We start from the raw sequence: 24,114 nt of genomic DNA on the forward strand, positions 1-24,114 counted from the left end.
ATCATCGAAGATAACGATAAAACTATGGAATCAATAGAACTCATGGTCGATGTTTTTTTCCAAAATAAGCAAATAATATTTTTTCTTTCTCATAAGAACGGGTAAAACGGAAACCTGACTGGGTAAAAGTATTTGGAGACTTTGTAAAAAAATCCTCTTTTTTTTAGAGAGGTTGATTTTTATCCCCTTAGAATATTCCCCGAAGGGGGTTATTGAGTTAGAGTAGGGGAGTGATAGCATAGTTAGGTATTTTGTGCCAGGCCTGCGGGGTGGTTTTGCTATCAAAAATGTTCCTGGCCGGTTAATCCGGGAATTAAATTTGCTATCATTATTTGTTTCCTGAAGAACATCCTGATTCGTTTTTTGCTATCACAAATTCACCGGCGCTCTCGCTCGAGCTTCAAAATCTGCTATCACATTCTTAGCTTCAGGAAGCCGATGGCCGGAAGTTCCGGAAGAAATGTGATTGCAGTTTGCGTTAGGGATTGCAATGTAAAGCCCACAATGAAGTCCCGACCGCCAGGGCGCAACGAATGAGGACTTGAAATGTAAAGCCCGACCGGTTTACCGGTAACGCCCTAAAATTTTCTCCCTATCCCTTCCACTATATCGTTTTTCTGCACTAATGACTTATTTAATTCCTTATTGATATTTTCAAGTTTCAACTCTGCCTCTTCTAATTTGTCTTTATTGAGAAACTTCAAATCCAACTCTTTCAAAGTCTTTACATTCGAATCAATTACTCTGTTTTTTTCCTCGTATTGACTTATCAGCCCTTCAATCCTTTGCAATGCTTTTTCCGGATATGCTGCTGCTAATTTAGGCGTTGAAGCTACGTCTCCGTTGTTATATGAGTACTTTAACTCTCCACCTACTATTAATTTGTTCTTAAATCTTTCTGTTCCATTTTCCAAAATCGCCCGCTCTCCCAAAATCATTAAATCAAACGTTCCTATCTTACCGATTTTTTGATAGTTTACCGTATCTCTATTGTCTTGTTTAAAAGCTTTATACAATGCTTCTCCAATCGCTTTTTCGTCAGTTAGAACCTTATCTCCAATTTGTACTTTATGTATTACTTCTCCATTCTCGTTACGGGGCAACCTTTTAAAATCTTCTAAATCTTTGTTCAGTCTCTCTAATATTTTTGTATTACTTTCTTTTTGCGTCCCGAAGTAGTCTATCTTATAGTCTTTGTCTCGTATTTGTTTAAGGTAAATTCCTTCTTCTGCTTTGAGTTGGGAAATTTGTTTTTCAAGTTTAGCTTTTTCCAACAGAGTTGGATTTCCTGAAAGAACAGCGATATATTCGGAAAAGGACATACCAGAGTGTTTATCCATTCCTCCCTCGTCAATCGACCGGACGGATATCGAATTGTTTTTTATCTGTGAGATAAAAAGGGCTTTATTTGCATTTAGATTAAATTTATAAGTATCAAGCGTTTCTTTAGTGGCATAAATTAAAACGTCTACTTTATTATCTGCAAAGTTTTTAGCCACTTCATTACCGGCACGTACTCCCCGCCCATTACGTTGGTCAAAATCTTTCGGAGTCCAGGGAATATCAAAATGATGTATTGCTACGCACCTTTTCTGTGCGTTTACTCCCGTGCCGAGCATTTCCGTACTCCCTAACAATACTCTCACTTTGCCGTTATTCATATCATCAAAGAGTGCAGTTCGTTTTTTATCTGTTTTGAAGTTCTGTATAAATTGAATTTCGTTTGCTGGTATTCCTCTTTCAATAAGTTTGTTTTTAAGGTCTGTATAAATATTAAATCCTGCCCCTGGTTTATATGTCCCTAAGTCGGAAAAGACGAATTGAGTACCCTTGTGTTCATCATATTTTTTATAATAATCCACAATTTTATCAGCGACTACGCTTGTTTTATTTCCTGGTTCATCCGTAAACCGGTCAGAAATTAGTCTCATATCAAGGGAGGCTTTTTTTGCTGTATTGGTAGCAATAAGCATTTTAGCTTTTTCTTCCGATTCGGAGAGAGGGCCACGATAGATAACTGTTCCGTCTGCGGTCTGAGCAAACACCTTTAGTCTTTCAAACATATCCCGTTGTTGTTCCGTTTGCTGGATAGCAACCAGGATTTCATTTTTACTGGGTCTGTCTACCCCAATATCTTCTGCGGTTTTATAATCAGTTATTTGGCCATAGAACATTGCAAGTTCAGGCACTTTAACGAATTTTCGAAGCCTTTCTTTTTGTACGATGTCATTGGTAACATTAAACTCAAAGTCTTTGCTTTTGAGCGTATATACACTTGCCCAGGCATCGAAACAAAATATACCCTGTTGTTTCAGGGCATCAGGTCGCAAATAATTAAAAATACTGTATAGTTCCGTAAGGGAGTTACTTATGGGAGTACCTGAAAGAAAAGTTGCTCCTAAGTCTTTTCCTCTTTTTTCTTGTATGGTACGGATAGCAAAAAGCATATTCAATGATTTTTCCGCTCCGGAAACATTACCTAACCCGGCAACTCGTTGGTGACGGGTTTGGAATTGCAGATTTTTGAATTTATGCGATTCATCAATTAGCAAATGGTCAATTCCCATCGTTTTAAAGTCTACAACATTATCACGTTTTTCGTTAATCTTAAACATGACATTTTGCAATTTGGCCTGAAGATTCTCTTTCTGTTTTATTAGGCCTTTCTCCATAAGCTTAAAATTGCCTTGGTCGTCAGATTTTAAGCTGCGCAAAGCTTCTTCAACTTTATCAAGTTCTTCTCCAATTATTTGTCTTTGTATGTCATATGATTGAGGTATAGCCTTAAACTGGTCATGCGTCATTATCACACAATCCCAGTTATTATTCTGAATCTTATTAAAGAAATCTTCCCTATTTTCCTTAACAAATTCTTTTTCTGTTGCATACAGAATCTTTGCATCCGGATAGGCCTTTGTGAAAGTATCAGCAATTTGTTTAATATTTGCTTTTAATCCCAGGATACAAGGTTTGTTGGCCAAACCAAGTCTTTTCATTTCGGCTGCCGCACAACACATTATAAGAGTTTTACCACCGCCCACTTCATGGTCGATAATACCACCTCCCTGGTTCTTAATCATAAGAACAGCGTTTTTTTGGCTGCCGTATAAGTCTTGAATATTGAGAGCCTTTTTATCTAAGCCTGGAAAGGTTTGAAAGCTTCCATCATAGTTAGGTTTTACATAACAGTTAAATTTACGGTTATATAAGTTTTCAAGATATTCTTTATTCTTTTCAGGTAGCGTTGTTATCCAGTCTTTAAACTCTTTCTGCATAAGAGAAACAGAAGCATTCATTTTTTGTATGCCTTCTGAATCAGGAACGGTTTTAACATCATTCCCATATCCTACTTTTTTGGTCATTTCCGGAACGTTGTCAATCATAGAGAACCGTAAGATATCGAGAGGGTAATATGTACGGTTTACAGACCGGACAGTATATTTTTCGGATGCTTTGAAAGAAAAGCTTCCTGAAATATCAAAATTATCAAGCACACCATCATATTTTACTTTAGAATCTTTTTCAAATATATGTGAAGCGAAAGCTGAATAGTATTGCTCAGGAACCCACCTTTCCCCTAAATTCACGTCTATATCTTCAAGAGAAACTTTATCGGGAACAGCATTTCTAAGTGCTTCAACCGATTTGAAAATTTGAGCGTCCTGCGGGTTCTTTTGATACTCAATATAAGCGCTTTCTAATTTGTTAATAACGTTACCTGATAGAAAATTGTCGGCTGTTTCAAATTGGTAGGTAATAGGATTTTTAAATATCAGACCTTCTAATTTCTGTATGGCTTCAAATTCAGTTATACCCGCTCTTTGACTTATAAAATCTAAATCAACTCTATTAAAGTTATTGAGACAAACCGATAAGGCCTCCTGAGCTGTCAAATGTCCCTTATCTCTTGAAAAAGCTACTGGTTCTCTAAAAATATCGGCTTTTTCGATTTTTCCGTTTATGTTTATTTCAAGGCCTTTGAGTTCGACAAATGACGGTTCGTTTTTGAAGAACTCTGCATAATGTGACAAAGGGGATAGAGTAGTTCTGAAATCGTCATACTTCTTATTCAGGTCGGCTCTTAATGCAGGGGATTCTTCCCGAACGTTATTTTCATAGTTCTTTAGTGCATAATAGCTGTCTCTTAAATCTACGAATTTTGTAATGAGTTCTGACTTCTCTCTATCAAATTCTACTATTTTAGCAATTTTATTATCTTCAGCAACCCCTATAACTCCGTCTTTATATTGGAAACTTCCTTCTGAATTAAAATAGGGGTTATCATATTCAAATTTAGTTTCTTTTTTGGGGGTTGATACTTTTGCTGCTTTATTATAATGACCTTCAAATTCTTCAAATAATGACAATTGTAAAGGAGCAGCCTTTTTGATAGCTTCGTTTTGTGAGTTAAAAAGTTTTCTATTCAGATTTAATCGGATATCAGATACTAACATTGACTCAACATCTTTAGCAATACCCTTTATACCTCCTTCATGTATGTAGTTAATTGCCGGTTTTCCATATAAATCTGTTCCGGTTGATTGACTGGTATGTACTATCCTGTTTGAGTTATGATAATAAGTATTGTAATTATAGTTTTCTAAAATCTCTGAAGACGCTGATTTAATAAACCTTTGTTCTGCTTCAGACAGTTTTCTTTTTGACGTATGTTTTTGTAAGACAATGAGGTCTGATTGTACTTTTGTTCCTGCATTATCAAAAGTATTTTGAGGTAACCGGATAGCAGAAAGAAGGTCTGATCGACCAACAAGGTGTTTTCTGAAATTTTCATTCGCCTGTGCATCCATAACACCGGTAGATGTAATAAAAGCAAGTATTCCACCTTCTTTAAGCGTATCCAGGCCTTTTTCAAAAAAGTAGTTATGAATTGCATGGGTAGAATTTCGTCTCTCTAAAACCTTACTATTTGATATTTGAGGGTCAAAAACTCTAAAATCTCCAAATGGGATATTAGATGTTACAAGATTGTAAGATTGGTTATAATTTGAAGGAACATTTTCAAAGCCGGAAATTCTTATATTTTTATCAGGATGAATAGCTTTTAATATCTGACCTGTAAGCAGGTCTTTTTCGATGGCCGTGTAATTGTTTCCTTTTATGGAAAGGAAAGCCCCCAGGCCGGCCGAAGGGTCTAAAACATTATCAAAAGATAAGTTGTTCCTGGTGAATGAATTAGAAAGTGCGCTAATTAATTCATTGTCTGTATAAAAAGAAGTAAGAACGCTTGTCTTCAAAGAATCAAAGTATTTCGTATATTCTTGTTCGCTCCGGCTGTTCTCTCTTATGGTATTGTGTAGTTCTCTGACAAGGGGTATAAGATGTTGTTCGCTCTGCGGAAATTGTGAAGGGGCATCAGGATTCAGAAGTACACATTTCAGACTACCAAAACCCGAATATCCTTTAAGGGCATCAATCTGACTCTGATTAGCTTTTTGGTTCGTTTTGTTTAATTGTAGAGCAATTTGTATTGCAGCTATATTAAGTGTTAGCTTTTCTGTTTGTGTCATTTCTTGTGTCCAATTTTATTGATATATGAAAAATGTCCTAAAAATATACAATATATCAATAGAACATACGGTCTTTATGAGTAGATTTACCTATTTTCAATAATTTAGATATGTAAGTGTATCATATTTTAAGTATATCCGGATGAAACCAAGAATTAAAGAATTAGAAGTCGATACCATAGGCGAACCTAACCGCCCATTGACAAAAGAAGAGGAATTACAGATAAGTGCTTTCATCAAAAAAAGAAAAGAACAAGGCCAGGTAAATAAAACTAAAGAGCACTAATACAAAAATAAAGGCGAATAATCAAAAAAACGCCTTTATTCGCCTTTCGCTTATTGGAATTGAAAATTTTTTTATATTCTTTTGCAGTTGTAATATTTTTAAAATAGTAAAATATGAACCACGAAGAATTATATCAGAAAAGAGTCGTTGACTGCACAGTAGGAGAATTGGTAAAAGTCCTAACTATAGAATTGAGAGAAGTTCTTAAAGTCGAGAACGAATCTCCAAGTTATTCTTATAAAGGAGTAAGAGGGATAATGGACATTTTTCAATGTTCAAAGTCTAAAGCTATGAGGATACGTGTAAGTGGTATCATAGATGATGCATGCATTCAAACTGGGAATTCATTTTTGGTGGATAAAAACATGGCATTAAATCTGATGCGTGTATATTCGATATGAAACCTTTCTATAAAAGCAGAAGCATAGAACTCTGACTTTCTATGCTTCTGTGACTTTGGAAAAACAAAATATAATAACGTCTCCTGATTTTGTCCTAAAAAAACCGATAATTTCGGACACAATTATCAAAGCGAAATAATTATCATTTTTTCAGTACTCTATTTTCTGTTGCATATGCCGGTTTAGACTCTCGGAATAGAAAAAACCATTTTCATCAATTTTAAATAAATCATATTTCTTGATTACCGTTAATATTTTTGTCTCTGTGGTATTGTATTTTCTTGCTAAAGACGGAACTAATTTTAATGGGTACTTAAAATCAGGCTGATTACCTAAAACTTCCATTAAAACCCAAAATATTCCATAACCTTCAAGTCCCCATTGGTCTACTAATAACATACACTTTGGGTCATTATTTGCATTGCTATCATGAGGGAAGCATATATTATTTCTGAAATTCTCCATATTCCTTTATTTTTTAAATAAAAGCCATTAATTCATTGCGTAACTCATATTCTTCCTCAGTCCCTTCAAAATCTGCTCCATACCGCCAAAAAAGGTCGCCTGCCTTTTTAAGGATTTTACAAGCTTCGTCGTTATCAATTATTTCGTCTTTCACTTCTTCGTAAAAGGTTTTGATGTAAGCGATAGGCGAAAACTCAAATCCTTGATGAAGTGCTTCATTCGCCTTCTCCAATGCTTCTAAAGTGCTGTATCCCTCATTATCCGCTTTTTCAAAAGCAGCTTTAGCGGCCTTGGCGCGGGTAACAATGATTTCATTCACTTCGTCTATATCTTCAAAGAGATTAGGAAAATAATCCTTTAAGTATGAATATATTTCCTGTTGAAAAACATTTGCTTTGTCAAGTCCTTCCATAATTAATAAATTAAAGAAAATAAACCACCACCTAAAATTGCGCTCGAAACAAAAAATGCAAATAATAGAAAATACACTGAAGTATTTACTTTCTTCTTGTTTTCCAATATTTTAGTTATACTTTTCCAAATCCACACTCCGAAAACTATTACTAAAACTACACCGAATCCGATTAATAAAAATGTAATGTTCATAATGTTAGCTTTTATAAGTTTATACTCATTTTTTTACATGGGAGAATCTATGTTAATTAAAGGATAGTCCCCGCCATAATCAGGGTCATAGAGCCATTCAATTGATGATACTTGGAATCTGTCACCGTTAGCATAATTATAAAAATCATATAAATTCTCTTCGCGGGCTTCCATATCCATCATATCTAAAGGGACATCACTTAAATTGAATATGTCCTTAACTTTTAGTCTTTTAAAATCCTCAGTCATTTTGGGACTTAAAAACCGTGCCGGTTGGCAAATATAGTCACCGGTTGATGGGAGTACTGGATAATTCCATTCAATTATATGGGGACAACTATCTTTTTCTATTTCCCGTATAAGTTGTCTTTTATCAATATCAAAATTTAAAAAAATCGCTACTTTCATGATTATTAATTATTTAAATACCCCTTCCAATCTCAAATACTTGTAAAATGTAGCTTTAGAAACACCAACTATTTCACACAATTCATTAATGCTCGATGTTGGGTTCCGTAAGTATTCACTATAAAGTGCTGCTGCTAACTTGGCTTTTTTCTTTGCTTCATTAGTCAATCCTTTTTTCCTTCCTCCTACTTTTCCTTTCTTCCTCGCTGATTCTAATCCTGCATTAGTTCTTTCTATTAAGATGTTTCTCTCCATTTCATTAATACAGCAAAAGATATTCACTACAAATTTTCCCACAGGTGTAGAAGTGTTAAAATCTTCTGTTAAACTTACCAGGTTGATTCCTCTATTTGCTAAATCAGTATGCAAAACCATAAGTTCGGAAGCAACTCGTCCAAGTCTATCAAGTTTCCAAATCACAAGCGTATCTCCTTCAACTAACTCACTAAGTAGTGATTCGAGAATAGGTCTTTTCTTTCCTCCGGATGCTTTTTCAGTATATATCTTATCTACACCGAATTTATTTAAAGCATCCAATTGTAAAGAAAGTTCCTGTTCGTGCGTGCTTACTCTTGCATATCCGATTACCATTTTTTTACAAGAAAACAGAATGATAGTAATTTAAAACTCAGATTATCACTCATTATTCTCCGTTTTGAGTTCCTTTCTGCGTCTGTATAGCGCAATAAAAAAACCGACTATAAGCACAAGACCTATTAAACCAAAGAATACATAAGCATCTACCTTACTTAGTTTTCCTATTCCCCAGGAATAACCAAAAGATACAGAAGAAATGATAACAATTATTATCATTAAAATTAAACTAATTAGATTTCTCATATTCGTAAGTATTAATTAATTAAAGTACATAAACAGCTTTTTTTATATATAAGAACTTTGTATTTAGTTATTATTCAAGAATTATAGATACATATATTTGCTTGTTTACACCTCTTTTGTAACTAATAGAGGACACCAGGTCAAAGTCATGACAAATATCATATATCCAATCTTCATAGCTAAGATTTGGGATTATCTTTCTTTGCCCATTGTAAGATTCTAACGCATCACTGGACAAATCTTTTTCACACAAAACATAATCCAAAGAATCTATCCAAATGGAAGGATGAATTCTTTCTCCGATACGAGGCAGTGGAAAATGAGACAAATCCCAGTCAAGCATAACATTTATACTATCCCTGAACCAATCATGAGTAATAAGCAACTCAACTTTCATAATTTGTTTGTTTTATTTGATTGTTTTACAAAGGAGTAATACTTTGATTTGTATATACTATTCAAATCATCGTTATCAAACTTGTTTATAAAACCTTTCTCTATTAAAACTTCTTCTAACTGATAGATAGATTTTTTTCCAAAATTCCGAATAACAAGATAGATTTTGCGTTTCTGCCCTAAAATAAATTGCAATAAATCTAAGACGGTATGTACATTTACCTCCTTGAGTCCATTCAAAACACGTAATGGAATATCCCCCAGTTCTGATAGTAATGTATTTAAGCTTTCTTTTTCTTCATCTGTCAACTCTTCATTTTCAGAAAATGCGGAAACATCCTGATTATTTGTCTTTATCAAATTTTCTATATTATCTGCTTTTTGAGAGATATAACCGACCTTTCTCTCAATAAAACTGATACTATCAGCACAAAACTCTGCATTATTAGGGAGAGTACTTTCACCGACGAAACTCGGCAAAATATACTTATTTATATTTTCTTCTATCTTATTCACCTTTAAACCTAAAGATATTAATGGTTCTCCTATTTCGTTGTATTTAAGAGCCATATTATGAAGTTTTTTCAAATAGATTCTATTCTGTGTGAACTGAAAAACTAATAATACCAAAATTATTATTCCTAAAAATATAAAAATATTTTTATCAAATAAAATCACGCTTCTTACTTCTTCTGAATCTGTTTTTCTTGCGACAGCGTTCATGTATGGGAAAAACGAATAGCGGGTACTTCCTGTCTTACTTACAAAAAATGAAGTGTTGTTTTCAATGGTTACAACAAATACAGTATCACTAATCATCCCTTTCTCCTGGTTAATAAGGAGTACTGTATCAACCTTTACAGAGTTATCGTCCAGTATATCGCCATTTTTATCAAACGATATATGTTTACCTTGTGCAGATAATGAATAAGTGGAGATTAGAAATAAAATAAGAATCAAATACAAGTTTTTCATGACTGTAAAAGTGTTAAATAAAATTCTTTCCCTAAAGTTTCTCGAATTTTTTCTTTTCCTTTTGAAGATAAAGAACCTATTGCTTGGTCAGTAGCCAGGTGCACAATTTTATGCTCAAATAATACTTGACTAATTTGAAACCCTACTGGTGTAAAGAACGTATTCTCTAAGCAAACGACAGAAAATGTTAAAAAGGGTGACTGACCTACAGAAGAATGATTATAATAACAAAACTCTATATTTATGATATTATGGTTACCAAGTGCCATATTCAGATTATAGATGCAATCTGTATGAATATCGGTTACTTCTAATTCTATATGTTCTGTTGTTAATTCTTTATCATTTATATCCTTTACCATATCGTTGTTTTTAGTGTCTGTACAAATATAATAAAATAAACTGGTTTTTTAAACCGTAATTTCAAGTTTTTTTCAACAATTTTCAAAGTTTAAAAAAACGAACGTTTAACTAAACTCGGGTTATATTTGCCTTTGCTATCAGTGTTAAACCAGGATATCCGCTCGAGCGTAAAAAAATGCTATCAAAAATGTTCCTGGCCGAGCTGCCCCGGACGAAATTTTGCTATCACATTCTTATCTTCAGGAAGCCGATGGCCGGCAGAACCGGAAATAGTGAGATAGCAAAATATATATAGGGAAGATATTAGAAGAGTTCCGAATGGCTTCCTAATCTAATCAACTTTATTATATCTTCCTCTTCATCAAACCAAATAAGAAGTAAATCGTTTTCTACATGACACTCCATATAGCCCCTGTATTCGCCAATTAAGAAATGAGGCCTATATTCCTGCGGAAGAGAACCGCATTTCTGTAATAAGGCCAGTACGGTTTGTAAACTGGCAATTTTCTTAGGATTGTTTTGTATTCGTTTCAGGTCTTTCTTAAACTGGCTTGTTTGCTTTAGCTGTTTCATAATCCTTCTACATAATCTTTGAAGTTATTCAAAGGAAGAGTATCAAGTTCTTTACCGCTTTCAGCTTCTTTCATAGCCTCCAAGGTCGTTGCATTAGGTTTACGATAGATAATATCCATTAGCGCACTTTCTACAAAGTTATTAAGACTTCTGTTTTCATTCTTCGCTACAACCTGTAAGCGTTCAAGCAAGTCTGTTCGGAGCCTGAACGATGTTTGTTTTCTTTCTACAATTCTTTCCATGTGATACAAAATATTATTATATAATACAAATGTATCGCATTTGTAACACATAAGCAAAAAAAAAGGGAAATTTTTATATCCCCTCCCTTTGACGCTATTCTAAAATATCTATAATCTCTTTAATATGAATATCCAGCATGTTCTTCATCATTTCTATTTTAGCTTTTGCGATTCCACCTATATAACCTGACTTTAAGGTATTGCTTTCCTTGCCGACAATTTCAAAATCATTTATAAACAAAGAATCTATGTATATAAATTTTGAATAGAAATTTAAAAGGTTCATTAAAAACCCTACATCCCCACCTTTGCCAGTTTCTAACCGAGAAATCGCATTTTGCGCATGCGCTAATTTGATTTGCTCTTCTTCAGTAAGTTTATTCGCAAGCTGTTCCTGGGTAAGACCTAAGTACATTCGTACCTTTTTGAGGCGTTCCCCAAATGTAAAAACATCCATGTATTGTAATTACAAAATCTCTGCAATCATATTCTCAACCTCGTCTGTAACTCGGTCATAGTTTGATAGCAATATTTCTTCCTTCTTTCCTGTGGTACCAAAGTTATATATTTTTTTGCAATCACTGAAAGTATTTTCTTCTTTTTCTATATTTTTCACATCGAGCGTTGTTTCACAATGGTACGCGGTTGATACAAAATTACTATCGTCTGTATCAAAATCTTTAGCAACCTGACCAACAAGCTGCCCTGTTTGAAGATTAGCAATTTTTGAACCAGGAATTAACAAGTCCATGTTTTCATTCATGGAAACGGTAGTACGATTCCGGTCTATAGATATATTCTGCTTAACTTGTTTAACTTTCCCAAAAAGTTTTTCAAGCCAATCGAGGGTTTCTTTTTGCCTTGCCGAACCTGAAAGAATATTACCACAGATAGAGCAAATTTCATCTGCCCCATTTTTACCATAAGCAACCCTTAGTTGTGGCAATTCTTGTAAACCTAATGCGACAGCAACTTTATTACTTCTTGCGGTAGCCATCAGGTTAGCGAGTTTATGGAAAAAAATGGTTGGCAACTCGTCTATGATTATTGCCGATGGCAAATTACCTTTTGAATTAATAAGTCTTACAAGACGATTTAAGATAAGAGCATTCAAAGCAGAGTTCATATTCTGCGTATCAGGGTTATTAGCAATTATTAAGTAAGCCGGTTCTTCGCTATCACTAACTTTTAAATTTATTGGTTGCTTTTTCGGGTCTTCTGTAAATACCCAAAAAGATTCTTTTGTTGCTAAACGGGATGTTTGAATTTTTAACGTACCTATCTGGCCTTCCAACTGGTCCCAGGCCTTCTTTTCAAAAGCACTTTGAAAAGGCGATAGTAGAGAATGTAGTTCCCTGTTTGTATATAGAACCGTAAATATTTCTTCGTAGCTTCTATTCATGAAAGCAAGTATATGAGGTAAATCACTATACATACCACCCTCATGTTTGGAAAAGAAATATATACATGCAGCAAGGAAGTTTATAGCAGATTGGTCAAAGAAAACCTCTGCACCTCCGCCGCTTTCAGAATTGCCTTTTTTTAATGATTCAACAAGTGCTTCTGCTGTCTCTAATGCATCAGCCAAACTTTTAATATATTCTGTTTTAAGCGGGTTAATTCGCTTAGAAAATTCGATTTTATTAAAATCTATAATATGGAATTTTGCATTAGAAGGGAAAACGCCACTATTGACGGCTTTTTTGAAATAATGATAGGTCAGTTTGGCAAGGTCAGGAAATTTATAATCATAAACAACAAGAGCAAAGCCCTTCATTGACAGCTGACGTATGTAGGAATTTATTACTGAGTAGGTTTTACCACTCCCTGGTGTTCCAATTAAAAGCAGTCCTCTGAAAGGATTAACAATATTAATCCAACCCTTATTCCATCTTTTATTGAAGTAAAATTTCATAGGAATATTTACAGAATATTTGGTATTGATACACTTTGTAGTCTGTTCAAAGCTTTCATTATCTATATTGAACCGGTCTTTCATCAGCCCCGATTTTATTTGCTTTGAAATATTATCAAGTCCTATGTGCATCATAATAGCCCCTATCAACGTTCCAATTATATAGAATACATCTACTATTCGTATTATTCCCGAAATATTTGCCACACTCTTAGACATATTCAAAAATGCAGAGCCAAAAAACAGCATAAACCCTATAAATATTGGCATAACTATATGCTTTACTGGGTCAAGGTCTAAATCCTTTTTTGCTTTAGTACCAACACATGTTATTATCATGGCGGTGAGCGTACCAAGCTTTACATAGAAAATATTTTGGTACATTGGGATTTTATATAATCTCTCTAAAAAAACGCCAAACTGTTTGGGTAAAAGCGGAAGGGGTACAAACGCTAAGATTTCTAAAACTATCAGGAAGTAAACTAACGCTTGAAAAAAACCATACATTTTTTGTAACTCTTTTGATTCTTCCATTTTACTATTAAATTATGTATGTTATGATTAGAATATAAGTATAACTGAATTTGCTATCTAAATTCTTCCGGCAACTTCGCTCGAGCGGTAATAAATGCTATCAAAAATGTTCCTGGCCGAGCTGCCCCGGACGAAATTTTGCTATCACATTCTACTTCCTGAAGTTCGTCCGGATGAAATTTTTGCTATCAGGAAAAGAAATTTTTTTAGCGGATTCAAAATAGTGAACCCGCTAAAATATTATTGAACACCTAATACAAGTCCTAAAGTGACCAATGTATTATCAGATTTCTCAACTTCTTTTCTTCCGTCTACCGTGATGCTACCGGTAGCTTTACCTACTCGTTTATCAACTCCTTCACCTTTATAAACAGGATAAACGGAAAGCGAAAGATACGTTCCGGATTTTAAGGTTATTTCATAGGAGAAAGGCGAAGAGACTGTTTCCTCTTTGATGTTCTTCTTATCATCTGCCGAAGTAGCATTTCCAACAGTATAGACAACCTTCACATCATATAAGTCCGGTTTATCTATTGATGCTTCATACTTTACCTTATACTCTTTATCTCCAAGAATTTCTTTATCATCATCACCACAGGAAAATAAACAGAAACTCGCAAAAACTAACAATAAAATGTTTAACTTTTTCATGACTTAATTTTTATAGTGTTAAAATGGAATTTTTATACCCATTGTCCCTCCGACTCTAAACCAAGATTTATTAGAAGCCCAAAAACTAAATTGATTCTTTTGAAGAACAAAAAATTGCACACCGTTAGGGAATGTATAACTATACTCGAAACCAGGTGTAATAGAGCATGTAAACCGTTCACGGTCATTAACTCCAATTCCTGCTGCAAGCCGACCTCTGATATTATAGTTTTTGCCTCGGATAAGAACTTTTTTATATGCTCCTTGGAAAAGTATTGAATACCGGTTTATTTCCTTTCCTGCATTATCGTTAGTCACTTCTCCCGATTCTCCTAATATCGGTGGGTAAACATCTCTGTTAAAAATTTGATTATAATAATCAAGACCAACCTCCCATGCACTATGATATTTTAAGTGCTTCTCAAATGTAAATTCTGCTGTAATAGCATTTTTGTATAATGCACCTCCGGAGAAAGAAAAATATGTGTCGCCATCTCCTGCCATAATCGTTGTTGCCATTAGCAGACACACAAAAATAATTGATAGCTTTTTCATATCAAAATATGTCTTTATTAGTACTGTCAGCATTTAGAACGTCTGCATAATCAACTCTTAGAATAACAGTTCTGCCCGAGATTTGATTTTCTGCAATTTCCACAGTAAAGACCTTTTCATCCGGAAAAGTGAATTTCTTAAACACATAAATATTTCTGTAATTCTTCAAAAACGATTTTTGATTAACCAAAATATACTCGGGTTGAACTTCAATCTGTTGGAAGTTTGTAGCTTTTGTTTGTTTTTTATCTTCTATTTTGAACCGTATTTGGTCAATATCGTACTTTATCTTAGTTCGGTTTGTTACACCTAAGTCAATGAAGAAATAATCTCCAACTGTAAAAATACTGTTCAATGTGATTCTTAATTTGTAAGCTTCCCTTGAAACATCATAGAATTTTTTCCCGCAATTCCAGATTCTCCAACCATATGCATATATCTCATTCTTTGGCATTGTTATCATGGGGTTCAAATAACTTTGCATATCAGAAGTTGGTAAATTAACATCAGAGGTAGCAAGCGTTGCATCTGCCGTCCATTTGGCCACAATCTGCCGTTTATATCTTTCCGTAACAATAGTTATAATTGCCAGTTGTGTACCAGGTACTAAAGTGTTAACTACTGAATCTGCTATTACCGGTTTTAAGCGCAATATGTTAGAAACTGGAATATCACCAACTAATAAATCAGTTGAGATATCTACATATTGAATATCTTCTCCACAAGTTATATGTGTTGAAACTTTATTATTTACGTTAATGTCATAATCACTATTGTAATTTTGAGCATAGGTGTTAGCGGAAATAAAAACAGCTAACAAAATAAACACTAATCCTTTATCCATAATATTGTTAGTTAAATTATTTATCATCTTTCTCATTTATAAGGTACACGACAGTATTATATTTGAGTTTTGCTTTATTTTGCTTGATTTTCCTCGAAACAGCTTGAGTTGTCGAGCGATATATATCCTGTAAAGCCCCATAAGCAAATTGCTCGAAATCATTTGAATTGTTACTTATAGAGATTTGTTGATTAGCTAATTGTCCTCCTGCCCCTTTCAAAATCTCCCTAAAGTCCGAATTGGGAACATAAAGGCCTTTGATACCATCATCATCATATATAGTAAGCTTTGTTTTAATTATACCTTGCCCATGTTTAATTGAGTTTATATCAACCATTACTCTTTGCGAAGTAAATCCTGAAACAAGGCCATACAAATAAGAGCCTTTTTTAAAAAGAATCTCACCTATATAAATATCATCTAATAACCTTACTCTTATACGGCTCCCATCAACTACTGTTTGTACCTCGTCTAATATCGCTGTGATAAACGAAGAGCCTTTGTCCGAAGTAATGGTATTAAAATGTTTTGCAGTAGCAGAAGTAGCTTTAGTTGCTTCTAAAATTTCTTCTTCATCTTCTTCTTCCGCAATCTTTTTAGAATCTTCTCCTTTTTGGTTTTTTTCAGATGGTATTTTTCCTTCCAAAACATTTTTCAAAGAATCCATTACTTCAATTTGGCGTAGTAAGGCATCATAATCCTGAATATCCTGTAATTGTTGTCCTCGAGGTTGTCTGTTATTCTGAGATAAATTACTTCTTCCATTGTTTCCATATGAGCCTTCTAAGCTTTCATCATCCTCTCTCTGCCCATTCCTCTCAAAAAACCTCCGTTGCATTTCTTTTACATGGTTTGCTTTCTCTGCCGTTTCTTGATGTTGCTTAGCAATGGCTTCAAGTTCTTCATCGGTATAAAGGCTTTCAACGTGTAAATCATCATCTTTTACATCAAAACCTTGAATCCCTGAATAATCCTTTTGTTTCTTAAACTCATCCTGGTATGCACCGAATTTATCTAACTCCTTTGTCCTTGCTAAATCCGGTTCAGGTAAATTAGGATTTAATTCTTCAGTAACTTGTAAAGAAGATTCAACCGTATTTGTACCTCCAAATTCGCTGTAAACAAAATAATAAATCATAAGTATGAACGGCAAACCGAGCAACGGTAAAATGTACTTCGGTTTTTTTATGTCTATTGCTGTTTTCATTTTCGTTTCATATCAAGTTGATTATTAATTTCTTCTAATCTCAATGAGTCTATTGTTCCTTCCGCAAAATTGTCAAGTTCTCTCTTGATGTTTGTCAGTTCAATTATATCTACAATATCTGAAGCAATACTATTTCTCGACTTAATTTCAGTTGGCACATCATATAAAGAAGGTTCTAACTCAACAGGAGTGCTTGTATATCCGTTTTTATGAATATTTACAGTTCTATATATTACAATACCAGTACAAAGCATCAAAAAGCAAAACATGACCTTTATAACCACTTTTGGTCTTGTTGCAACTGCTTCAGAAAATTTTCTTTGGAGTAATGTCAATATCTTCATTGAGTAATGTTTTCCAATTAGTAATTATTAAACCATGCGGGTTATTATCTGACCGGTTTACTGACCGAAGAAATCCCGTTGTTACAACTTTTCGTTTTAGAATGGAAGTTGCTCTTTCAATCCTTTGCGTCCCATAGAACGTAAATTGCGTTGCCTCATTAGAAATATCAAGTAGAACGGAATCCGTCTTAATATTACAAAGCATTGAGTTGGCCAGTATTGAACGGTAATAACCTTGCTCTTTAAGATTATTATATTGCTTAAGACCGCTTTCATCAATCAAATACATAGCTTTTCTCATATTTTCGTTTATGTATTCATCATCCGGAGGTAAAGTGAAAAACAGAGAATGAAACAATGAAACGTGTGATTTTGCTTCAACTTCAGCATTTTCTTCTACGTTAGTTCTTTGCACTAAGATTGGAACCCCGGCATCTAACACATATACATGTTTTCGTTCGTTTATTATCAGTTTGAATGTAAAGAACAATGCAAAGCCAATAATTACTATACTTGTTAAGAAACTGCCTACTGAGACAGTTAATGCAAGCTTAATCTTATTTTCTAATTTTTCTATCAACATAATATTTATCCTTTTTTAGCTGCTGCACCTCCAACTTTTCCGACAGTCATGGCTGCTGCACCGACCATAGTAGCTACTGCCTGGTTAACTCCTGACGTTTGAACAATCCATGTAGAAACAACTGGTGTTGTAAGCATAGCAAAACCTCCTACTAAAGCTGTTACTGTAAAAATTGCTACATCTCCGGAACTAAAGCCGACATACATCATAAAGAACGCTTCATTTCCGAGTACTTTTTCTAATACCATTATTTCCTTTTCCAATCCCCATTCAAGCATAGCACAAGCTACACCTAAAATAATATATCCGATTGCTGAATATAAACATACACTTATATACCTACTTACCCAGTGTATCCAAGCATCTCGAAAGGCGGGTAGAACGCTCATAGCAAAAGCCAGCGGCCCGAGTATAACCATGACGGATGCAAAAACAATTTGAAGGAAAAAAACCACATAAACGCAAAACTGGAAGAAGATTATAACTGTCCTTTCTATCAGTTGGACGAGTAAAAATTTAAGCTTTGATTGAACTAACAACCAAACACCGGCAATTTTTTTCCCAACCGCTTCTAAATCTATTCCAATCCAGGAAAGTATTTTATCTGAAATATTCCTGTTTTCATCTTCGGCTCTTTCAATTTCTAAAGATGTTTCTGTAAGTTTAATCGCCACACTATCAATCATTGCATAACGTTTACGACTAAGGTTATCAACTTTATCGAGTTTATCGTAAAAATTACCTCTTGCTGTGTTGGTAATTACATTAAAAGGGTAATTTATAATAGTCACTACCCCGTCTACTTTTGTTCCATTAGAAGTAACTCCACCCCAAAAAACGATTACTAATGTCAAAGCAAAAGGTCGCAATAAAGGCATAATTTCTAATTTCTTATCCCCAGTCATCATAGGGTACGCTTTAATAGCAAAATAAAGCAACATGAAGATACATGCTAAGGCCTGGGCATCTAAAACGAAAACCCCCATATCTTGCATTGTCTTATTCCATAAACCATTGAATAGGTTTAAAATCTGTCTGTCAAATAGTTCATTCATAATAGAAAGTTTCTAAATTTGCCGGTCTGCTTATTTCCTTCTGTGAATTGGCATATATAACATTCACAGAATGAGTTGAAGATATAAGTTTGCGCAAATCGTCTTCAAGCTTCTGATATGCTTTCCGCCTTTTTGCATTTTCCATATGTGAGTCTTTTATAATCTCTATATTTTTATCTATGCGGTCGTATTCATCATAAAAGGTATCTGTTATTTCACTATCCGCATACTCACACATTTTTATAATATTCTTCTGCGCTTCACTTTTAAGAAAATCCAAATCTTCCTTTTTCAACAGGTATTCGGTATCAATGGTACGGTCGGCCAGTTTCTTCATTTCTTGTTCATACATGATACTTTCAGAATCATGTGATTCTTCCCATTTTTTCTCTGACAATGTAGTTGAAGCTACAGTCGGAGATAATTGAAAGGAAGTACGCCTATCAGTTCCTTTATAGCTATTGTGCAAAAAGGTGTAATACCAACGTGGGCGAAGTTTCCATTGTTGCCATACCATAGATTTAATTTGATGGTTTCTATTGACATCCTCGGTCATCATGAAACCTTGTCCTTGAATATGGACTGTAATAAGCAATCCAAAAATCAAAAAAGTTAGTACTCGTCTCATCGTCTTATTCCTTTATAATTATCTAATACATCTTGTGTAATTTGGCCGTTATCCACTGGATAGCCAAATACACCGGGTGCGAGAGTTTTTAGTATTCCATCTCTCCTGGCTGTCCGCATTTGACGGCATACAGAAAAAGCTAAAGTTTTCATACCTCTTAAATCTCTTATTACACCACGTAATAAGTCCATTCTCTGTGCCTTATCTAAAAGATTGTTTTCACTTCCAGTTGTGGCCGTCATAACATTATCCATCAGATTAAGAGTCATATTTATTAACTCCAACTCAGTCTTAACAGCAACCATCAATAATTCGGGGTCAGCAGAAGCTATATCTACCATTTCCTGTTGGTACTTCACAACATCCTGGCAAAGACTATTAATTCTCATAACATCTCTTCCGTTACTCCTTAAAGCTTCTACGTCCATAAGAGAATCAAACAATTTATTCCTGGACAAATATACCTGAGCCACTTTTTCGGAGATAAGCTTATTGTAATCCCTGATACCGGCATAATCTCTTTCGATGGATTTTAAATACCCTGCTTGTACCCCATGATTACTTACTACCGCTTCTATCCCCTTTAAGTCCATTACTACATAGTAAAACTGACTAAAACAATGACAGGAGCAAAACAGAGTAACAATAAGGATAAATGTTCGTTTCATCTTTGTATTCCTGTTTTATAGTTGTTAAGAATTTCTTCTACTATTGTTTCTGTTTCTTGGCTTTCTACATAATTAAATTTATCCCAATTTATGTTTCCAATACTTTTTGCAACACCAAACCGGATAGCAGAACGCAATTGTCTCCAAACAGAAAAAGCCAAACCTCTCATTACTTTTAATTCACTGAGTATATACTTTATCAAATCAGTTCTAAACTTATTGTTCATGAGATTAATGTCCGTACCTGTTGTTGCTACTACCAAATACTCAAATAGCTTTGTAGTTCGTTTAATTAATTCAAGTTCGGTTTGAGCAGCTATCAAAGTCAGACGTGGGTCTTCAAAAGCTAACTGTAGCATTTTTCTTTGATAGGTAATTACATCTTCTGAGACTTCGGTTATATATATTAAATCTTTCGCATTACTCAGAATGAGTTCCACGCTTTTGAGTGCTTTATATCCCTTTTCTTCTATTTCCCTTAACTGTTCAAGCCTATTTTCTATCTGTATATTTATGGCATAAAGCGCTCCTTCATTCTCTTTAATTGATTTGAAACCGCTATATTGGGTTTTGTGTTGTGCCATAAAAGCCTCCATAGCACCAATATCCCAAACCCTCCATTGTGCAGATATACCGCAAGGAATTAATAATAACATCAAAAGGAAAACTTTTTTCATGACACTTTTCTTTTGCTATTAACAAATTCCATTAAACTTATACCTGAATCCGTATAATCATAAACTATTCTTCTGACAGCAGCCTCAAAACCTTCAATTTGATTGACAGATATTTGATGAGACACATAAAACTTAAATAAATCACTATTAATCAAATCGCAAAATTCATTAAGTAACAATTTTGATTCTCTGTATAAAGCTAAAAACCTTTCTATTGTCTTGTCATATGCAGGGTATTGGGCTTTGAATGTATTTAAGGCATCTTTTTCTTTCCGTTCTGTTGTATAAACCATATATTCCTCTAAACTTACTTCAAACCCAAATATTTCCCCTTGTGTTCCTCTTCTCATATATCCCTCTTTGAACTTGCTTCTACCGTTTTTATTATCTAACTGATTGATGGTAAAAATCTTTCTCTGTTCGACAGGAGAAAGGGATAAAAGTTCAGCTATTTCTTGATAATTATCTTTGAATTTTGCCTGGTCGAGTAAAATAACACAGTCGGAATTATTAATAATAGATTTCTTAACCACGTCGTTTTGAATAATATCTTCGAGTTCCTGTGTAACAACTATTGCTTCACCATAAAATTTACGAACAGTTTTATATAGGTAAAGAATATATCCGGCCATCAATGGAGAAGCAATTGCTTTCCAGGCTTCTTCAATTATAAGAACCTTACGATTTTTTTTCAAGCGCATTTTTTGAAGAAATACATCCATTATAACTAATGTTACAATTGGAAACAGTTGCGGATGTTCTTTTATGGCATCAATTTCAAAGACAATAAACTGTTCTTCAAAAAGTGATTTTTCCATTTGGTTATTTAACGTATGCTCAAACTCCCCTCCAACATAATAGCTTTCAAGCAAGAAGCAGAACTGGTCTATATCAAATGATACTTTCTTTTCTGCACTTATAACCGGTATTCTTTCTTTAGCGAACTCAAAGAATGTATTAAAACTTAGCTTCTTAACTATTGACGTTCCGTAATGCTTTTTAAGTAATTCATCTTGTTCACGTATAAACTCGTCAATTTGTGTCTCTAAAACTTCAAGGGTAGGAGTTTCTTCATCATGAAATTCTTCTGCTTCCCAGTCGTTTATCATTCTTTGTCTGATTTGATTTTTTTCAAGTTCAGACAATCCATAACCGCCTTGTCCGGCAAAATAATTAGAATAATACTCTTTGATAACTATGGTAATAAACCGTAATTCTACTTGAGAAGCCTCCCCTCCTGCTCCTTTCCAAAGAAGTATTATAAGGTTTTTCAGAAAATCTACTTTTTCTAAATTATATTCATTCCTACTTATAAGGAATGGATTCATAGTTATTGGTTTTTCCTCTGTATAAGTTATATAGGTTGCCTTATAATAATCACTCAGACCACTATACGAATTACCAGTATCAACGATAACAACATCAGAACCATTTTCAATATACCCTCTTACCATATGGTTGGTTGTAAAACTTTTTCCTGAACCACTCGGGCCAAGAATAAATTTATTCCTGTTATTACATTTACCAGTAGCGACCATAAGGTCACTTGGGTCAATTGCAATCGGCACACCTCTACGGTCAGTAAAGTTCATTTGGAATTGGGAAATCTCATCTTTTGGCATCCGTTCTTTAAACAAAAGGCACACGGCCGCATCAGAAGTAAGAAGGAACTTATCATAATCCTTAAGTTCATATGTATTTCCAGGAAAAGCAGCACGAAATAATTCATATTGGTTGTAAGCCTGTTTTGATACTATAATATTACTTTCAAAAAGAGAACTTTCAACATAATTGTAGGCTTTATCCAAATTTTGTCTACCGGCTATAATTATATCGAAATGAGAATAAACAAACATTTGCCCCTCTCTTGCAGTATCAACCATAACAGAATCTATATCTTCAACTGACATGTCATTATCAGGGTCAGGCATACTTGTATGTTTCTTTCTTTTTGCAGTAAGATTGTTTAGAGTGCTTCTTTGATTGGGTATTAAAATCATTTGGTTATAAACAACTGTATCAGCCTCCGGAACCTTTAACATAAAATCGAAAATATCTACTGGAAACATACTCCCATTTATGTTTATTTCCTTCAATGGCTTTATAGTATTTGGCACTTCCACCAATTCTATATCAACAAGAGATATGCACTTGACATATCTATCCCCTATCATTAGATGGTCTTTTGCCGAATCGAAATTGTCAATCTCAATGGAATCGGAAGAAAAAGATAGGCCACAATATTTATAAACATAGTTATAAATCTGTTTTTTCTTCAGAGCCCGTACACTTATATCCTTATTTTTGAGAAAATCTATTACCTTATTTACATTAGTAATAAAGGCTTTAAACTTTGTCTTATCAAATGAAAACAGACGAGATTTATTAACTTCACAAGTAATAATCAAATAAGTTTTCAAATCAACGTAGTTTCTTCCATTGAAATGGTTGAAATAAGATTTTGTTAAGAAACTGGCCGACCGGGTATCTTTTTTAAAAGACTTGTTACAGAAAATATCCTGCTTCTGTAAACTATAGCCTGCCCCTAAAATTTTTATGATATTTGTAAATACAAAATGAAAATTATAGTATTCGTCCTTATCAGCACAATATTGTTGAATAGGATTCTCTATTTGTAATACAACTGAATAGTTTCCCAATTTGTCATATAACAAACAAAAGCCGTTTGTTTCATCAATGCCTATATAAGGTGGTTCAAATACTTTTTTCTTACTTGCCATTATCAAACAAATTTTTTACTATATAAATACATTCCTTCTTGTCTTTTTTGTAGATACCGCCTTTCTGCAACATTGCAGAAACAAAAAGGCCACCGAACACAACAAGAACCAAGGTAAATCCCCCCATTAAAAAATTTACGGTAGTGGAAACAATAACACAAGCTAAAAGGCCTCCTACCATACTGCCAAAACCAAAATATATATATTTCCCTTTGAAGCCTCTAAATACAAGGGGTCTTTGCAACCCCTTGTACATTTGAAATTCTTTATCTGCCATATTAAACGCCAAAGAATGCTTTAATTATTACACCTGATACAATCAGGAAAATACAAGAGCCCATCCAACCCATAACGGCCTTTTGAACGTCTTGGTCACCTGAGTTCCATTTAATGTAACAACGAATTGCTCCGACAAATCCAACTACTGCACCAACCACAAGAACTAATGTTCCTATTGGGTCTATGTACGTTGAAATTTCCGAAGTAGCTGCGTCAATACCGGCTACTCCCTGAGCGAACAAAGCATTTGTAGCACAAAACATAGTTGCTACCAACAGTAAGAATTTCTGTTGTAATCTGAAAGTTTTCTCCTTCATGATAAAAAAAAATTAAGTTTGGAAAAAAAGTTA

26 protein-coding genes are annotated in these 24,114 nt (G+C 34.1%); 1 reads left to right on the plus strand and 25 read right to left on the minus strand.

The features are described 5' to 3' along the window. Positions 1-578: 578 nt before the first annotated feature. On the minus strand, positions 579-5,528 hold the full coding sequence (locus M2135_RS13595; RefSeq protein ID WP_280749066.1) for an SNF2-related protein: 4,950 nt from the start codon (positions 5,526-5,528) through the stop codon (positions 579-581). Between the two features lie 142 nt (positions 5,529-5,670). Between M2135_RS13595 and M2135_RS13600 the strand changes: the two genes are divergently transcribed. Next, positions 5,671-5,814 carry a hypothetical protein gene (locus M2135_RS13600; protein ID WP_280749067.1) on the plus strand — a complete coding sequence of 48 codons (144 nt, stop codon included), beginning with the start codon at positions 5,671-5,673 and terminating at the stop codon, positions 5,812-5,814. Between the two features lie 551 nt (positions 5,815-6,365). Here the strand turns inward: M2135_RS13600 and M2135_RS13605 are convergent. The 24 genes from M2135_RS13605 to M2135_RS13720 form a co-directional block, all read right to left on the minus strand. Then, positions 6,366-6,680 carry a Lin1244/Lin1753 domain-containing protein gene (locus tag M2135_RS13605; protein WP_280749068.1) on the minus strand — a complete coding sequence of 105 codons (315 nt, stop codon included), beginning with the start codon at positions 6,678-6,680 and terminating at the stop codon, positions 6,366-6,368. A 13-nt stretch (positions 6,681-6,693) separates the two neighbouring features. After that, positions 6,694-7,092 (minus strand): DUF1896 family protein, encoded by a 399-nt coding sequence (locus M2135_RS13610; protein ID WP_280749069.1) that lies wholly within the window; start codon positions 7,090-7,092, stop codon positions 6,694-6,696. 227 nt (positions 7,093-7,319) lie between these two features. Further along, positions 7,320-7,694 carry a hypothetical protein gene (locus M2135_RS13615; RefSeq protein WP_280749070.1) on the minus strand — a complete coding sequence of 125 codons (375 nt, stop codon included), beginning with the start codon at positions 7,692-7,694 and terminating at the stop codon, positions 7,320-7,322. Positions 7,695-7,703: 9 nt separating this feature from the next. Then, positions 7,704-8,285: a recombinase family protein gene (locus M2135_RS13620; protein WP_280749071.1), complete on the minus strand. Its 582-nt coding sequence runs from the start codon at positions 8,283-8,285 to the stop codon at positions 7,704-7,706. A gap of 319 nt (positions 8,286-8,604) precedes the next feature. Beyond that, positions 8,605-8,931, minus strand: a complete 327-nt coding sequence (locus tag M2135_RS13625; RefSeq protein ID WP_280749072.1) for a hypothetical protein — start codon at positions 8,929-8,931, stop codon at positions 8,605-8,607. Beyond that, positions 8,928-9,905, minus strand: coding sequence for a DNA-directed RNA polymerase subunit alpha C-terminal domain-containing protein (locus tag M2135_RS13630; RefSeq protein ID WP_280749073.1), 978 nt, complete (start codon positions 9,903-9,905; stop codon positions 8,928-8,930). The genes M2135_RS13625 and M2135_RS13630 overlap by 4 nt, the downstream gene beginning before the upstream one ends. Next, complete coding sequence (locus tag M2135_RS13635; protein WP_280749074.1) at positions 9,902-10,267, minus strand: hypothetical protein; 366 nt, start codon at positions 10,265-10,267, stop codon at positions 9,902-9,904. Before M2135_RS13635 ends, M2135_RS13630 begins: the two co-directional genes overlap by 4 nt. A gap of 304 nt (positions 10,268-10,571) precedes the next feature. Then, the gene (locus tag M2135_RS13640; protein ID WP_280749075.1) at positions 10,572-10,841 is read right to left on the minus strand and encodes a type II toxin-antitoxin system YafQ family toxin; all 270 of its coding nucleotides are present in this window, start codon (positions 10,839-10,841) and stop codon (positions 10,572-10,574) included. Continuing rightward, on the minus strand, positions 10,838-11,083 hold the full coding sequence (locus M2135_RS13645) for a toxin-antitoxin system protein (protein ID WP_280749076.1): 246 nt from the start codon (positions 11,081-11,083) through the stop codon (positions 10,838-10,840). The genes M2135_RS13640 and M2135_RS13645 overlap by 4 nt, the downstream gene beginning before the upstream one ends. 94 nt (positions 11,084-11,177) lie before the next feature. Next, positions 11,178-11,540 (minus strand): helix-turn-helix transcriptional regulator, encoded by a 363-nt coding sequence (locus M2135_RS13650; protein WP_280749077.1) that lies wholly within the window; start codon positions 11,538-11,540, stop codon positions 11,178-11,180. 9 nt (positions 11,541-11,549) lie between these two features. After that, complete coding sequence (locus M2135_RS13655; protein WP_280749078.1) at positions 11,550-13,532, minus strand: type IV secretory system conjugative DNA transfer family protein; 1,983 nt, start codon at positions 13,530-13,532, stop codon at positions 11,550-11,552. Between the two features lie 240 nt (positions 13,533-13,772). Further along, positions 13,773-14,183: a hypothetical protein gene (locus M2135_RS13660; RefSeq protein WP_280749079.1), complete on the minus strand. Its 411-nt coding sequence runs from the start codon at positions 14,181-14,183 to the stop codon at positions 13,773-13,775. 18 nt (positions 14,184-14,201) lie between these two features. After that, entirely contained in the window at positions 14,202-14,738 is a 537-nt protein-coding gene (locus M2135_RS13665) for a hypothetical protein (RefSeq protein ID WP_280749080.1), read from the minus strand. 1 nt (position 14,739) lies between these two features. After that, the gene (traN, locus tag M2135_RS13670) at positions 14,740-15,582 is read right to left on the minus strand and encodes a conjugative transposon protein TraN (protein WP_280749081.1); all 843 of its coding nucleotides are present in this window, start codon (positions 15,580-15,582) and stop codon (positions 14,740-14,742) included. 16 nt (positions 15,583-15,598) lie between these two features. Continuing rightward, positions 15,599-16,789 carry a conjugative transposon protein TraM gene (gene traM, locus M2135_RS13675; RefSeq protein ID WP_280749082.1) on the minus strand — a complete coding sequence of 397 codons (1,191 nt, stop codon included), beginning with the start codon at positions 16,787-16,789 and terminating at the stop codon, positions 15,599-15,601. After that, entirely contained in the window at positions 16,786-17,133 is a 348-nt protein-coding gene (locus M2135_RS13680; protein WP_280749083.1) for a hypothetical protein, read from the minus strand. Before M2135_RS13680 ends, traM begins: the two co-directional genes overlap by 4 nt. After that, on the minus strand, positions 17,096-17,716 hold the full coding sequence (gene traK / locus M2135_RS13685; RefSeq protein WP_280749084.1) for a conjugative transposon protein TraK: 621 nt from the start codon (positions 17,714-17,716) through the stop codon (positions 17,096-17,098). Before traK ends, M2135_RS13680 begins: the two co-directional genes overlap by 38 nt. A gap of 5 nt (positions 17,717-17,721) precedes the next feature. Continuing rightward, the gene (locus M2135_RS13690; protein WP_280749085.1) at positions 17,722-18,771 is read right to left on the minus strand and encodes a plasmid transfer protein; all 1,050 of its coding nucleotides are present in this window, start codon (positions 18,769-18,771) and stop codon (positions 17,722-17,724) included. Further along, positions 18,764-19,399 (minus strand): DUF5045 domain-containing protein, encoded by a 636-nt coding sequence (locus M2135_RS13695; RefSeq protein WP_280749086.1) that lies wholly within the window; start codon positions 19,397-19,399, stop codon positions 18,764-18,766. Before M2135_RS13695 ends, M2135_RS13690 begins: the two co-directional genes overlap by 8 nt. Continuing rightward, a complete protein-coding gene (locus M2135_RS13700; RefSeq protein ID WP_280749087.1) occupies positions 19,396-20,067 on the minus strand; it encodes a plasmid transfer protein in 672 nt (223 codons plus the stop codon). Before M2135_RS13700 ends, M2135_RS13695 begins: the two co-directional genes overlap by 4 nt. Continuing rightward, positions 20,064-20,744, minus strand: coding sequence for a plasmid transfer protein (locus M2135_RS13705; protein WP_280749088.1), 681 nt, complete (start codon positions 20,742-20,744; stop codon positions 20,064-20,066). The genes M2135_RS13700 and M2135_RS13705 overlap by 4 nt, the downstream gene beginning before the upstream one ends. Then, positions 20,741-23,485 (minus strand): TraG family conjugative transposon ATPase, encoded by a 2,745-nt coding sequence (locus tag M2135_RS13710; protein ID WP_280749089.1) that lies wholly within the window; start codon positions 23,483-23,485, stop codon positions 20,741-20,743. The genes M2135_RS13705 and M2135_RS13710 overlap by 4 nt, the downstream gene beginning before the upstream one ends. Continuing rightward, positions 23,475-23,762, minus strand: coding sequence for a DUF4133 domain-containing protein (locus M2135_RS13715; RefSeq protein WP_280749090.1), 288 nt, complete (start codon positions 23,760-23,762; stop codon positions 23,475-23,477). Before M2135_RS13715 ends, M2135_RS13710 begins: the two co-directional genes overlap by 11 nt. 1 nt (position 23,763) lies before the next feature. Beyond that, a complete protein-coding gene (locus tag M2135_RS13720; RefSeq protein ID WP_280749091.1) occupies positions 23,764-24,081 on the minus strand; it encodes a DUF4134 domain-containing protein in 318 nt (105 codons plus the stop codon). Positions 24,082-24,114: the final 33 nt, after the last annotated feature.

This window comes from Parabacteroides sp. PF5-9 (assembly GCF_029893105.1).
Taxonomy (GTDB): domain Bacteria; phylum Bacteroidota; class Bacteroidia; order Bacteroidales; family Tannerellaceae; genus JARXWG01.